Source organism: Streptomyces sp. NPDC030820 (assembly GCF_055572075.1).
The window spans coordinates 365,108-377,541 of the sequence record NZ_JBVIEB010000003.1 but is presented as its reverse complement, the minus strand read 5'-3'; the positions used below and the strand labels follow the sequence as shown (position 1 = coordinate 377,541).

At 71.3% G+C, this 12,434-nt stretch carries 12 protein-coding genes, 1 tRNA gene and 1 pseudogene; 7 read left to right on the top strand and 7 right to left on the bottom strand.

Annotated elements, in window-relative coordinates; all coding sequences use genetic code 11:
* Window positions 1-51 precede the first annotated feature (51 nt).
* Entirely contained in the window at window positions 52-1,467 is a 1,416-nt protein-coding gene (locus tag ACZ418_RS10140) for an amino acid permease (RefSeq protein ID WP_468359841.1), read from the top strand.
* Window positions 1,468-1,483: 16 nt separating this feature from the next.
* Here ACZ418_RS10140 and ACZ418_RS10135 read toward each other — a convergent pair whose 3' ends face one another.
* Complete coding sequence (locus tag ACZ418_RS10135; protein WP_468359839.1) at window positions 1,484-2,173, bottom strand: response regulator; 690 nt, start codon at window positions 2,171-2,173, stop codon at window positions 1,484-1,486.
* The gene (locus ACZ418_RS10130) at window positions 2,173-3,837 is read right to left on the bottom strand and encodes an ATP-binding protein (protein WP_468359835.1); all 1,665 of its coding nucleotides are present in this window, start codon (window positions 3,835-3,837) and stop codon (window positions 2,173-2,175) included. Before ACZ418_RS10130 ends, ACZ418_RS10135 begins: the two co-directional genes overlap by 1 nt.
* Window positions 3,838-4,074: 237 nt before the next feature.
* On the opposite strand from ACZ418_RS10130, the gene ACZ418_RS10125 reads away from it, so the two are divergent.
* The 4 genes and pseudogenes from ACZ418_RS10125 to ACZ418_RS10110 form a co-directional block, all read left to right on the top strand.
* Window positions 4,075-4,935, top strand: coding sequence for an ABC transporter ATP-binding protein (locus ACZ418_RS10125; RefSeq protein ID WP_468359832.1), 861 nt, complete (start codon window positions 4,075-4,077; stop codon window positions 4,933-4,935).
* Window positions 4,932-5,810 carry an ABC transporter permease gene (locus ACZ418_RS10120; RefSeq protein WP_468359829.1) on the top strand — a complete coding sequence of 293 codons (879 nt, stop codon included), beginning with the start codon at window positions 4,932-4,934 and terminating at the stop codon, window positions 5,808-5,810. Before ACZ418_RS10125 ends, ACZ418_RS10120 begins: the two co-directional genes overlap by 4 nt.
* Before the next feature lie 54 nt (window positions 5,811-5,864).
* Window positions 5,865-6,950, top strand: coding sequence for an ABC transporter substrate-binding protein (locus ACZ418_RS10115; RefSeq protein WP_468359826.1), 1,086 nt, complete (start codon window positions 5,865-5,867; stop codon window positions 6,948-6,950).
* Window positions 6,951-7,074: 124 nt separating this feature from the next.
* Window positions 7,075-7,251: pseudogene (locus ACZ418_RS10110) on the top strand (SDR family oxidoreductase); the annotation flags it as partial.
* A gap of 75 nt (window positions 7,252-7,326) precedes the next feature.
* Here ACZ418_RS10110 and ACZ418_RS10105 read toward each other — a convergent pair.
* The 3 genes from ACZ418_RS10105 to ACZ418_RS10095 form a co-directional block, all read right to left on the bottom strand.
* A complete protein-coding gene (locus ACZ418_RS10105; RefSeq protein WP_468359823.1) occupies window positions 7,327-8,244 on the bottom strand; it encodes an aminoglycoside phosphotransferase family protein in 918 nt (305 codons plus the stop codon).
* A gap of 190 nt (window positions 8,245-8,434) precedes the next feature.
* Window positions 8,435-8,508, bottom strand: a tRNA-Pro gene (locus tag ACZ418_RS10100).
* Window positions 8,509-8,553: 45 nt separating this feature from the next.
* Window positions 8,554-9,981 carry an MFS transporter gene (locus ACZ418_RS10095; protein ID WP_468359820.1) on the bottom strand — a complete coding sequence of 476 codons (1,428 nt, stop codon included), beginning with the start codon at window positions 9,979-9,981 and terminating at the stop codon, window positions 8,554-8,556.
* Window positions 9,982-10,173: 192 nt separating this feature from the next.
* Here ACZ418_RS10095 and ACZ418_RS10090 point away from each other — a divergent pair, with 192 nt between their 5' ends.
* The gene (locus ACZ418_RS10090; RefSeq protein ID WP_468359819.1) at window positions 10,174-10,767 is read left to right on the top strand and encodes a TetR/AcrR family transcriptional regulator; all 594 of its coding nucleotides are present in this window, start codon (window positions 10,174-10,176) and stop codon (window positions 10,765-10,767) included.
* Between the two features lie 91 nt (window positions 10,768-10,858).
* Here the strand turns inward: ACZ418_RS10090 and ACZ418_RS10085 are convergent, their stop codons facing one another.
* Window positions 10,859-11,374 (bottom strand): hypothetical protein, encoded by a 516-nt coding sequence (locus tag ACZ418_RS10085; protein ID WP_468359816.1) that lies wholly within the window; start codon window positions 11,372-11,374, stop codon window positions 10,859-10,861.
* Between the two features lie 128 nt (window positions 11,375-11,502).
* On the opposite strand from ACZ418_RS10085, the gene ACZ418_RS10080 reads away from it, so the two are divergent.
* Complete coding sequence (locus tag ACZ418_RS10080; protein WP_468359813.1) at window positions 11,503-11,847, top strand: cupin domain-containing protein; 345 nt, start codon at window positions 11,503-11,505, stop codon at window positions 11,845-11,847.
* On the opposite strand, the gene ACZ418_RS10075 is transcribed toward ACZ418_RS10080, so the two are convergent.
* Window positions 11,837-12,421: a poly-gamma-glutamate hydrolase family protein gene (locus ACZ418_RS10075; protein WP_468359810.1), complete on the bottom strand. Its 585-nt coding sequence runs from the start codon at window positions 12,419-12,421 to the stop codon at window positions 11,837-11,839. The two genes, ACZ418_RS10080 and ACZ418_RS10075, sit on opposite strands and share 11 nt — an antisense overlap.
* Window positions 12,422-12,434: the final 13 nt, after the last annotated feature.

The window sequence follows — 12,434 nt, the reverse complement described above, 5'->3', positions numbered from 1 at the left end:
GCTGCGTCCCGGCGATCCTGGGACATCTGTTCGATGAGAGGCGCACCACCCATGCACGTCACCGGAACCGCCCCGCAGCCGGCTCCGGCCCCCGCCGAGGACCTCACCGCCGTCGTCGCGGACCCGCGCAGCAAGCACGCCCGCCGCTTCGGTCTGCCGGTCGCGACCGCGCTGGTCATGGGCAACATCATCGGCGGCGGCATCTTCCTGCTCCCCGCCTCCATCGCCCCGTACGGCTGGGTCAGCCTGATCGCCTTCGGTGTGCTGACCGTGGGTGCCATCGCGCTGGCGCTGGTCTTCGGCCGGCTCGCCGCGCGCGACCCCCGTACCGGCGGCCCCTATGTCTACGCCCGCGAGGCCTTCGGTGACTTCGCCGGGTTCCTCGCCGCCTGGGCGTACTGGATCACCACCTGGGTGTCGAACGCGGCGCTCGCCGTCGCCGCAGTCGGCTATCTGGACGTGCTGATCCCGGTCAACGACCACAAGTGGACCGCGTGTCTGGCCGCCCTGCTGCTGCAGTGGCTGCCCGCTCTCGCCAACTTCGCCGGCACCCGGTACGTGGGCGCGGTCCAGCTGGTGTCGACGGTGCTGAAGTTCGTGCCGTTGCTGCTCGTCGCGGTCGGCGGCCTGTTCTTCTTCGACCCGTCCCGGCTCGGTCCGTTCAACGCGAGCGGACACAGCGCGATCGGAGCCGTCTCCGCCTCCGCCGCCCTGCTGCTCTTCTCCTACCTCGGCGTGGAGTCCGCCGCCGTGAGCGCCGGTGAGGTCAGGGACGCCCGCCGCAACGTGGGGCGCGCCACCGTGATCGGCACCGCGGGCGCCGCGCTGGTCTATCTGCTGGGCACGCTGTCCGTCTTCGGTACGGTCGCGCACAACCGGCTGCTGGCCTCCACGGCCCCCTTCTCCGACGCCGTGAACACGATGTTCGGCGGCAGCTGGGGCGGTACGGCGGTGGCGCTTGCGGCGCTGGTGTCGATGACCGGCTGCCTCAACGGCTGGACGCTGCTGAGCGCGCAGACCCCGTACGCCGCAGCCAAGGACGGCCTGTTCCCGGCGGCCTTCGCACGCCGCCGCCGGGGCGTGCCGACGGTCGGCGTCGGCGTCACGGTCGTCCTCTCCTCCCTGCTCACGGTATACAACTACCTGTCGGGTTCGGCGAAGGTCTTCGACGTCCTGGTCCTCGTCACCACGTTCACCGCGACCGTGCCCTACCTGCTGGCGACGGCGGCGCAGCTCTTCCACCTGGTCTCCGGCAGGTCGGTGGACCGGACGCGGCTGGTGCGGGACTCGGTGATCACGGCGATCGCGGCCGCCTTCTCCATCTGGCTGATGGCCGGCGCCGGGTACGCGGCGGTATACCAGGGCGTGCTGTTCCTGTTCGTCGGGATCCTGGTCTACGCGGTGATGGCGGCGCGCCGGCAGCGCAAGCCGGCGGACGCGGGCGAGGCCGTGTCCCGCACCCGGTGAAGGGTCGGCCGCGGGTTCAGGTGACGATGCGGTACAGGTGCTCCGGGCGCCCGGCCGCGCCGTAGCGGAGCTCCAGGCGGACCATGCCCTCCTTGACCAGGTAGGACAGATAGCGCTGGGCCGTGGCGCGGGAGACGCCGGTGAGTTCGGCCGCCTCGGCCGCCGACATGGGGCCGCGCGCGGTGCGCAGCGCCTGGTGGACCAGCGTCAGGGTGGGCGCCGAATGGCCCTTGGCCGGTACCCGCGGGACGGCGGGCGGCCGGGCCGCGCTGAACAGGGCGTCCACATCGGCCTGGTCCGTCTCGGCGGCCGGGCCGAGCACCTCCACGCGGTGCTGCAGCTCGCGGTAGGCGGTGAGCCGCTCGCACAGGTCGGGTGAGCCGAACGGCTTGACCAGGTAGCCCACGGCACCGAGCTTCATGGCGCTGCGCACCGACTCGATGTCCCGGTCCGCCGTGATCATCAGGGCGTCGGGGCGGGCCCCGCCCTCGTCCCCGGTGAGCCGGCGCAGCACGTCGAGCCCGCTGCCGTCGGGCAGGAAGATGTCGAGCAGCAGCAGGTCGGGGCGCAGTGCCCGGACCGCCTCCAGTGCCTCGGCGACGCTCGCCGCCTCGCCGACCACGTCGAAACCCGGGACGCGGCTCACGTATTCGCTGTGGATGTGGCTCACCCGGAAGTCGTCGTCCACGACCAGGGTCCGGATCATCAGCGCTCGCCTCCCACCGGCAACGCCGTGGTGAACAGTGCTCCGTGTGGCGCGAGGTCCGTCTCCGGCAGGGGCAGTACGACCGTGAAGACCGCGCCGGGTCCCTCGCTGACCGTGATGGTGCCGGCGTGCCGTTGCACCAGCCGGTGCACCAGGGCCAGTCCCAGACCGCGCCGGGCGGTGCCCCGCTCCGGCCGGGTCGACCAGCCGTCCTCGAAGATCGACTCGGCCGATTCCGGCGGGACCCCTGGACCGGTGTCCGCGACCCGGACCCGCACCTCGTGGGAGCTCTCGGTCAGGGTGAGCCGCACCTCGCGGCCGCCCGCCGGGCGCGGGCCCTCGCCGGCCGCGTCGACCGCGTTGTCCAGCAGATTGCCGACGATGGTCAGCAGCCGGTGCAGGTGCGGCGGGTCCTGGCCGAGCGCGGAGTCGTCGGTCAGCACGATCCGTACGCCGCGCTCGGTGGCGACGGTGGTCTTGGCCACGATCAGACCGACCATCAGCGAGTTCCCGATCCGCTTGCGCACGGATTCGGTGAGCGCCTGGCCGGCGCCGGCCGCGCCGACGGCGAACTCGTAGGCGTCGTCGTACTCCCCGATGTCGAGCAGGCCGGCCAGGGTGTGCATACGGTTGGTGAACTCGTGCTGCTGGGCCCGGAGCGCGTCGGTCAGGCCCCGCACGGAGTCGAGTTCGCGCAGCAGTCCGACCAGCTCGGTGCGGTCCCGCACGGTGACCACGGCGCCGAGTTCACGGCCGTGCAAGGTGACCGGCATGCGGTTGACGACGAGGCAGTGCTCGTCGGTCAGAACGCTGACGTCGGTGCCGGTCAGGGTGCCGTCCAGGGCGCGGCGCAGCCGGCCGTCGGGCAGGACCTGCTCGACGGTGCTGCCGAGCGCGGTGCCGAGGCCGAGCAGCCGGCGGGCCTCGTCGTTCACGACGGTGATCCGGCCGTCGGGGTCGAAGGCGACCACGCCCTCGCGGATGCCGTGCAGCATGGCCTCGCGGTCCTGCAGCAGTCCGGCGATCTCCTCCAGCTCCAGCCCGAACGTGGTCCGCTTCAACCGCCTGGCCAGCAGATACGCGGCCGCGGCACCGAGCGCGGTGGCGATCGCGGCGTACAGGCCGAAGGTGGGCAGCTCGCGCCACAGCTCGCTGAGCACATGTCGTTCCGGGATGCCCACCGACACCTCGCCGACCAGCCTGCCCGTCGGCCCGTACAGCGGGGCCTTGCCGTTGGCGGACCGCCCGGTCGCGCCCTGGTCGGTGCCGACGTGCGGCCGGCCGTCCAGCACCACGATCGGCTCGGCCACCGGAGCCCCGACCAGCTCCGGCATGGGGTGCGAGTGGCGAACCCCGTGCAGGTCGATCACCACCACGTACGACGCCCCCGACGCCCGCCGGATCCGCTCGGCGGCGGTCTGCACCACGTCACCGCCGTCGCCGTACTCCATGGCCCGCCGGATCTGCGGGTCCGCGGCCGCGGTCTGGGCGATGCCCACGGCCCGCTCCTCGTAGGTGCGGTCGAGTGCGGAGCGCTGCGCGAAGGCGAACAGCACGAAGCCGATGGCGCCGGTGAGCGCCAGGATGACGAGCTGGCTGGTGAGGATCCGCGCGGAGAGTCTCCCCCTCCCGCCGCGCCCGATCCGCATACGGATGGGTGTCACAGGTGCCTCTTCGCCTCTGTCCCGCCGGGTGCCGGGCCGGCCCTGCGCCGCACCCGTGGTGGCGTGATTGTGCCCGATGGCCGAAATCCTGCCCACCCCCGTATCACTGAGCAGAATGAGCAGAACCCCGGTTAACGCAGCTTTCGCGAGATACCTGGGAAACAGCGACGTAACACCGGGTGACCCCTAGCGTCTGCCTTCCTCGACCCCACGAGGTGTGGAAGGAGACGGCCTCACATGGCTTCGCGAAACGATGTCGCGAGGAGCCCGATCGCCGGTGCAGCAGAGCGCGAGGACGCGCGCATCGAGATCTCCGGGCTCACCAAGCGATTCCTGACCCCTGCCGGTGAGGTGTTCACGGCGCTGCAAGGCGTTTCGTTCACCGTGGAGCCGGGTCAGTTCTGTGCGGTGGTCGGTCCCACCGGCTGCGGCAAGTCGACCACGCTCAGCATGGTGTCCGGCCTCGACCGGCCCAGCGAGGGCTCGGTCAAGGTCGGCGGCCGTGAGGTGGACGGCATCACCGACGGCGTCAGCTTCATGTTCCAGGCGGACGCGCTGCTGCCCTGGAAGACGGTCCTCGGCAATGTGCTCATGGGCCCCGTCTTCCGCGGTGTCCCCAAGCAGCAGGCCCAGGCCTCGGCGCGGGACTGGCTGCGCCGGGTGGGCCTCTCCGGGTTCGAGGACCGCTATCCGCACCAGCTCTCCGGCGGTATGCGCAAGCGCGTGGCGATGGCCGCGGCGCTGATCAACGAACCCAAGATCCTGATCATGGACGAGCCGTTCGGCGCCCTGGACGTGCAGACCAAGGCGATCATGTCGACCGAGCTGCTGGACCTGTGGGAGCAGATCCGCCCCTCCGTCATCTTCATCACGCACGACCTCGACGAGGCCGTGGCGCTCGCCGACCGGGTCGTCGTCATGACGTCCAGCCCCGGGTCGGTCAAGGCCGTCTTCGACATCGACCTGCCGCGGCCGCGTGGCTCGGTCCAGGAGATCCGCTACCAGCCCCGCTTCATCGAACTCCAGCACCAGATCTGGGACACGCTGCGCGAAGAGGTGGAGCGCGCCTACGCACGCACCGCAGGAGGAAAGGCATGAGCACGACGTCCACCGCTTCCACCGTCCCGGTCGCCGACGGCGGGCCCGCCTCGGCCGCGTCCGCCGCCAAACGGGCCGCACGACGGCGGGTCGCACTGGTGTGGGCGGGCCGACTCGGCCTCGCCGCGGTCGTCATCGGCGGCTGGCAGGCGTTCACCACCTGGGGCATCGTCGACCCGTTCTTCTTCGGGCAGCCGTCCGGGATCTGGCAGCGGCTGATCGACCTCTTCCAGAACGGCACCGAGTTCGGGTCCTTCTACGCGAACATCTGGACCACCATCCAGGAGGCGCTGATCGGCTTCGCCCTCGGCGCCGGCACCGGAGTCGTCGTCGGCGTCGCACTGGGCCAGAGCCCCTATCTGTCCGACGTCCTCGGTCCCTACATCAAGATGGTCAACGCCATCCCGCGTATCGTCCTCGGCTCGATCTTCATCGTCGCCTTCGGCATCGGCGTCACCCCGAAGATCCTGCTCGCCGCCGTGCTGGTGTTCTTCATCGTCTTCTTCAACGCCTTCCAGGGCGTCCGCGAGGTGGACCGCAACATCCTCGCCAACGCCCGGGTGCTCGGCGCCTCCCAGCTGCAGATCATCCGGCACGTGATCGTGCCGTCCGCGCTGACCTGGATCATCGCCAGCCTGCACAGCGCCTTCGGCTTCGCCATCGTCGGCGCGCTGGTCGGCGAGGTGCTCGGCGCGCAGAGCGGCCTCGGCCTCGTCATCAAGACCGCGCAGAACAACTTCGACCCCAACGGGGTGTTCGCCACGATGCTCGTCATCGCGGTGATCGTGCTCGGCGCGGAGTGGCTGATCGGCAAGCTCGAGCACCGGCTGCTCTCCTGGCGCCCGCCGGCCCCCTCCGAGGCCAACAGCCTCTGACTTCCCAGCCCTTCGCACCTTCCCTCCCGAAAGACCGACAACGAAAGAGCCGCCATGTTCAAGAGAACCCTCACCGCCTCCCTCGTCACCGTCCTCGCCCTCGGCGCGGCCAGCGCATGCTCCAGCAGCTCCTCCGGCTCCGGTTCGAGCGGCTCCGGCGGTACCCCGACCGTCAAGATCATGGTCGGCGGCATCGACAAGCAGATCTACCTGCCGTACCAGCTCGCCCAGAACCTCGGCTTCTACAAGAAGTACGGCGTCAACGTCGTGCTGAGCACCGAGCAGGACGGCGGCACCGGCGCCGAGGACGCCATGGCCTCGGGGCAGGTGGACATGGCCGGCGCCTGGTACAACCACACGATCGACTTCCAGGTGAAGGGCAAGGCGGTGGAGGACGTCGTCCAGCTCTCCGGCGCGCCGGGCGAGCGGGAGATGTGCGGCACCAAGAGCGGGGTGCACTCGGCCGCGGACTTCAAGGGCAAGACGCTGGGCGTCACCGACCTCGGCTCGGGCACCGACACCCTCACCCAGTTCCTGGCCGCCAAGAAGGGCGTCAAGACCGCCGACTTCCACCGGATCGGGGTCGGCGCGGGCTCCACCGCCATCGCCGCGCTGCAGAACGGCAAGGTGGCCTGTGTCATGACGACCCAGCCCACGGTCGCCGCGATCCAGAAGAAGGGCATCGGCTACTCGGCGGTCGACGTGGCCACCACCTCGGGTGCCACGGCCGCGACGGGCGGCGCCTGGCCGGCCGCGGGTGTCATCGCCCGTACCGACTGGGTGAACTCGCACAAGGACGCGGTGCAGAAGGTCGTCGACGCGCTCGTGGCCACCATGCACTGGATCGACAAGCACAGCGCGGCCGACATCGCCGACAAGCTGCCGCAGTCGTTCGTGCAGAACCAGCTGGTCACCAAGGCCGACTACATCTCGGCCCTGACCCAGGACAAGGGCCAGTTCCTCCCGGACGGCATCATGCCGGCCGGCGGCCCCAAGAACGTCCTGGCCACGGAGGAGCTGGTGGGCCACGCCACCTCGAAGGTGAACCTCGGCACGACGTTCACCAATGACTTCGCCCTCGCGGCGAACAAGAAGGAGGGCTTCACCCCCACGACGACCCCGGCGGGGACGTCCGGCTGAGTCTCCGTCACACACCGGAGACTGACAGGAATCACCAAGCGGCCGTGCCGGATCACTCCGGCACGGCCGCTGATGCTTGTCTGCGCACTGATTCCGCACCCACAGCTAGCCGACCGGTCTATTAACGCGCAGGCTCCCCATGCACTCCGAGGACTACCACGACACGCTCGCCGCGCTGCACCCGGTCGGCCGGATGGGCGAGATCAGCGACATCGTCGACACGGTCGTCTACCTCGAGAACGCCCCCTTCGTCACCGGGGAGATCCTCCACGTCGACGGCGGCCAGCGCGCGGGCCACTGACGCCGGCCGCCTGTCCCAAGGGACAGGCGGCCTGCCCGGGCGCCGCACCTGGCACCTGGGGCGCCAAGGCGGGCATCACTGGTGGACCGTTGCGGTGAGGCGTCGCAGTGCGGCGTGGGCGGGTGGGCCCCAGGTGGGCTTGCCTCCGGGGCGGCCGTGGACGCCGGCGTGTCCGATGTGGATGCAGGCGATGGCTTTGAGCACCGCCCAGCCGCGGGCGCGGCGTAGGGTCGCGGCATCCGGGCCTGGCCGGTAGGTCTCGTGGAAGCGGTCGATGGCGCCGTCCGGCAGCAGGATCCAAGCGGCGGCGAGGTCGCAGGCCGGGTCGCCGGCGAAGAGGTCGCCGAAGTCGATCACGCCGGAGAAAGTGCCGTTCGTGGTCAGGATGTTGGCTGGATGCAGGTCGCCGTGGAGCCAGAGACGTGGGCCCGCCCAGTCCGGCGCGGCGGCGGCGTCTTCCCAGACCGCGCGGACGGCGTCCGGGTCGCGAATCAGCCCCAGTTCGGTGGCCGAGGCGAGCCCTTGGGTGAAGTGTTCGGCGGTGTCGGCCAGCGGGCCACCGCGGTCTCGGCCTGCGGGCGCCCCGTCAGGGGCGGGGCGGTGGAGGGCGGTCAGGAAGTCGGCCAGGGCGACGGCCGCCTCCGCGGCGCGCGTGGCGGGGGCGCGGTCGGCGGGCTCGCCCGGTACCCAGGTGGTGACGAGCCAGGGCCGCGGAAAACGTTCGGAGGGCTCACCAAGACGCTGCGGGACGGGGATCTGGAGAGGAAGGTGCGGGGCGAGGAGGGGCAGCCAGGCGTGTTCCTTGCGCAGCAGCGCGTCCGCGGACTGCGTCGCCCAGGGCAACCGGACGGCGAGGTCGTCGCCAAGCCGCCACACTTGATTGTCCCAGCCGAGCGCTCCGAGCTTCAGGGGGCGATCCGCCAGGTCGGGGTGCTGCTCGCGCAGCAGATCCCGGATCAGGTCCTCGGTGATGTCGATCTCGGTGGCTGTCATGCGGAGCAACGGTAGTCGGGTAGCGGCCCGGGACGTTTGAACGCGGAGAGCGGACCACGCTCCAACTCCCGCTCCCGCTTGGTGATCTGGGCTCGCTGGGCCGGGGCCGTCCTTGGAGAGCATGATCAAGAGCCCTGTCTCGCTGATGCGAAACAGGGCTCTGATCTGCGACCGCGAAGCGTTGCTCCCGTCGGGACGACAGGATTTGAACCTGCGACCCCTTGACCCCCAGTCAAGTGCGCTACCAAGCTGCGCCACGTCCCGGTGCGGTCTCACCCGGGGTGTCCCGCGTGATCACGCAGGTCAACCCTACCGCACCTGGGCGGGTGCTCGTGTCGTACCCGTCGCGGCGGGGACCGTCGTACGGCCCTGGCGGCGGGCCGGGACGAGGAGGGCGGCGCCGGCCGCGGCCAGGCAGAGGAGGGCGAGCAGGGCCCAGCCGTGGGTGTAGCCGGAGGCGTAGGGCAGGCCGGAGGGCTGAAGTCGGCCGGTGACCAGGAGGCTGGTCAGCGCGGCTCCGATGGAGCCGCCGATGGTGCGGATGTTGGCGTTCATGCCGGTCGCGGCGCCGGTCTGCTCGGGCGGGACGCTGCCGACGACGAGGTTGGCCATGGAGGCGAAGGCCAGCCCGATGCCGAGGCCGAACAGCCCGGCCACGACGGCGATCTGCCACGGGGCGTCGTGCCAGAGGGTGAGGAAGCCGCAGGCCAGAGCGCCGAGGGCGGCCCCCGTGGTGAGGAGCGCCTTGGCGCCGACGCGGGGCTCGAGACGGCCGGAGAGGACGCCGGAGAGGAACATCGCCAGCAGCATCGGCAGCATGAGCAGGCCGGAGGCGGTGACGCTCGCTCCGAAGCCGTAACCGGCCGCGGACGGCGTCTGGACGAAGCCCGGCAGGAAGGACCAGATCGCGTACATGCCCGCGCCGAAGAGCAGGGCGGCGGCGTTGGTGGTCCACACCGCGGGCAGCCGCATCACGCGCAGGTCGATCAGCGGGGTGCGGGAGCGGGCCTCGGCCGTGAGCCACAGGGCGAACAGCAAGACGGCGGCGGCGAACAGGCCGAGCACCCTCGGCGAGCCCCAGCCCCACCGCCCGGCCTGGCTCAGCGGCAGCAGCAGGGCCACCAGCCACGCGGAGAGCAGCGTGGCGCCGTGCCAACTGACCTTCCCCTGGGCCTGCTTGGGCGACTCGGGGACGTACGCCACGGCGATGAGGACCGTCGCGGCGACGATCGCCACGGGGATCCAGAAGAGCCAGCGGTAGTCGAGCGCGGAGACGATCGGTCCGGCGGCGACCATGCCGACTCCGCCGCCGGCGGCGATGACCGCGGAGAGGTTGCTGATGCTGCCGCTCACCTCGGCGGGCGCGAACTCGTCGCGGATGATGCCGAAGGACAGCGGGAACAGGGCGCCGCCGACGCCCTGGACGACCCGGGCGACGATGAGCACACCGATGTTCGGGGCGAGTGCGGCGACGAGACAGCCGGCGAGGACGGCGAGCAGGACGCCGACGAGCGTGCGTTTCTTTCCGACGAGGTCGCCGACCCGGCCGAGGATCGGGGTGAAGACCGAGGCGGACAGCAGATAGGCCGTCATCACCCAGGTCGCGGTCGACTGGGAGGTGTGCAGGGCGTGCTGGACGGTCGGCAGGGCCGGCGCGATCAGCGACTGGAGCATGGAGAACACGCCCGCACCGGTCGCGAGGACCGCGAAGGTGAGGCGAGTGGACTTGCGGGGCATGAGGGAGCCTCTCCGAGTGGGAGCGCTGTGGATGGGGGAAGGGGGCATGTGCTGCCGGGCACGTCTGCCCAGGGCGGAGTCGCCCCCGCACTGCTAAAGTGGAGGCACTCCTCCACTCTAGCGGAGGCACACCTCCGGTTCAACCTGAACCGGATGCACACCTCCGGTTCATCGACTCCCTGGGAGGCAGCAGTGACGGCCACGCCGTTCCCCGTCGGCGAGATCGTGGCGGCCCGCCGGCCGCACCGAAAGGACGCCGCCCGCAACTACGACGCCCTGCTCGCCGCCGCCCGTGAGGCGTTCGCCGAGCACGGCTCGGACGCCTCCCTGGAGGACATCGCCCGCCGCGCGGGCGTCGGCATCGGCACGCTCTACCGCAACTTCCCCACTCGCCGCGACCTCTTCGAGAGCGTCTACGCCGACGAGGTCAACGCCCTGTGCCAGGCGGCCGTGGAGGTCGCGGACCTGGAGCCGTGGGAGGCGCTGACGGCCTGGCTGGACCGGTTCGCCGGCTACATGGTCACCAAGCGTGCGGTGCGCGAGGCACTGAACGACGAGTCGGAGATCTTCCAGAGCTGCCGCGACTCGATGTACGCCGCCGGAGGCCCGCTGCTGGAGCGCGCCCAGCGGGCGGGCGTGGCCCGCGCGGACATGGACTTCGTCGATCTGCTGCGGATGGTCGCCGGCATCACGGCCACGGCCTTCGACGACGACGCCCAGCGCGACCGGGTGCTCGCCATCGCGCTGGACGGAGTACGGACCGCCGGCCACGGGCATCGCGGATGAACTGCAGGCAGTACCCCGGATGCGGCGCCGCTGGTCGCGCAGTTCCCCGCGCCCCTGGCAGGGTCCGGTCGCCGTACGCCTGAGACGCGCCCTACTTGATCAGCGCGTTCGCCACCACCACGATCAGGCCGAGCAGCGCGTCCCCGAGTCCCATGAGGACCGCCATCAGCCAACTCCTGGCCGACCGGCGGGCGGTGAGGAGGCCGAGGGCGAACAGGATCAGGGTGTTGAGCACGAACCCCGCGTATTCGACGCCTTTCGCCGGCCACCAGCGCCAGTACGCGCCCGCCAGCAGGAAGACCGTGGGCAGCACGGCCACGACCAGCGGCCACTCCTCCCACAGCGAGCGCAGCACGTCCCAGCGGCGGTGCGGGGTGCGCTCGGCGATGTAGTGGGCGTAGCCGTGGGCGAGGGCGGAGGCGAGGGCGGTCACCAGCACCCAGGCGGCGTCATAGCCACGGACCTTCGCCGACGTGTGCCCGTACTGGGTGAGCGCCGCCACCAGCGAGCTGGCGAGCACGGCGCCGTACACACCCCCGAACAGGACGGCCTCGCGTGTGCCGTGCCGCCGGGGCGGTGCCGTGCCGACCGCCGTGGAGTCAGCCATGTCCCCCACGTTCACCCGTACCGCGCCGCCCCGCCAGTCGCACGGACCGACGAAGTGTCCTCCCACCAGCCCCGACGCCCCACACTCTGTCGACTTCGGCACGGCCCGGCGCTGGCTAGGCTCGCCGCATGACGCACAGCTTCGTCCTGCACATCCCCGACGCCGACCTCGAACCAGAGCCCCTCGACCCGCAGCAGATCGTCTCCGGCGACCCGAAGGTCACCGGGAAGGTGGTCTGGGAGTCCCCGGACGGCCGGCAGATCCGCGGGATCTGGCAGATCACGCCGGGCGTGGTCACCGACACGGAGGCGGACGAACTGTTCGTCGTGATCAGCGGTTCGGCGACGATCGAGGTCGCGGACGGGCCGACGCTCACGGTGGGGCCGGGCGACATGGCGGTGCTGCGCGCGGGCGACCGGACGACGTGGACCGTGCACGAGACGCTGCGCAAGGCTTACGCGATCAATCTGTGAGGCCGAGCACCTTGACGCCGGCGGTCAGCGCCTCGGCCACCGCACCCGGTGGAATGTCGCCTCCCCCGCTCGTGCGGGCCGGCAGCGGCAGTTCCACCTGGACCCCGCCCAGGCGGCTCAGGTTGACCGGGTTCCTGGGGTGCACGCCGCGCAGGTCGGCCGGGATGGCCGCCAGGTCGGTGACGGCCGGGAACTGCGGGGCCTCGGCGGCCAGTGCCTCGGCGAGGACGCGGGCCGCGTCCCGGTTGCCGCCGCCGAGGAAGACGGTGTGCGGTGCCTCGGGCCGCATATGGCCGTGCAGGGAGACCGTGAGGGAGACCCGGTTCAGGAACTCCCGCAGGAGTGCGCAGTGGTCGGCCGCCATGCGCACGGACGGGATGTGCACGGGCCGCCGTACCCCCGGCTGGGTGAAGACGAGGCTGGTGGCGCCGCAGCGGCGCGCCACGAGGTCCGCGAGTTCGGCCGTCCCCCCTTCGTTGCTGCCGTGCAGGGCCAGCAGACCGATCTCGCCACCCGGTACGAGGGTCGCGACCATCGGTACGCCCTCGATCTCCGTGTGCTCGGTGCGGGTCACCGGGTCTCCCCCC

Excerpts from the sequence above, each read along its gene's own strand:
- ACZ418_RS10140 (WP_468359841.1), top strand. The coding sequence starts at position 52 with ATGCACGTCACCGGAACCGCCCCGCAGCCGGCTCCGGCCCCCGCCGAG.
- ACZ418_RS10135 (WP_468359839.1), bottom strand. The coding sequence starts at position 2,173 with ATGATCCGGACCCTGGTCGTGGACGACGACTTCCGGGTGAGCCACATC.
- ACZ418_RS10125 (WP_468359832.1), top strand. The coding sequence starts at position 4,075 with ATGGCTTCGCGAAACGATGTCGCGAGGAGCCCGATCGCCGGTGCAGCA.
- ACZ418_RS10120 (WP_468359829.1), top strand. The coding sequence starts at position 4,932 with ATGAGCACGACGTCCACCGCTTCCACCGTCCCGGTCGCCGACGGCGGG.
- ACZ418_RS10115 (WP_468359826.1), top strand. The coding sequence starts at position 5,865 with ATGTTCAAGAGAACCCTCACCGCCTCCCTCGTCACCGTCCTCGCCCTC.
- ACZ418_RS10105 (WP_468359823.1), bottom strand. The coding sequence starts at position 8,244 with ATGACAGCCACCGAGATCGACATCACCGAGGACCTGATCCGGGATCTG.
- ACZ418_RS10095 (WP_468359820.1), bottom strand. The coding sequence starts at position 9,981 with ATGCCCCGCAAGTCCACTCGCCTCACCTTCGCGGTCCTCGCGACCGGT.
- ACZ418_RS10085 (WP_468359816.1), bottom strand. The coding sequence starts at position 11,374 with ATGGCTGACTCCACGGCGGTCGGCACGGCACCGCCCCGGCGGCACGGC.
- ACZ418_RS10080 (WP_468359813.1), top strand. The coding sequence starts at position 11,503 with ATGACGCACAGCTTCGTCCTGCACATCCCCGACGCCGACCTCGAACCA.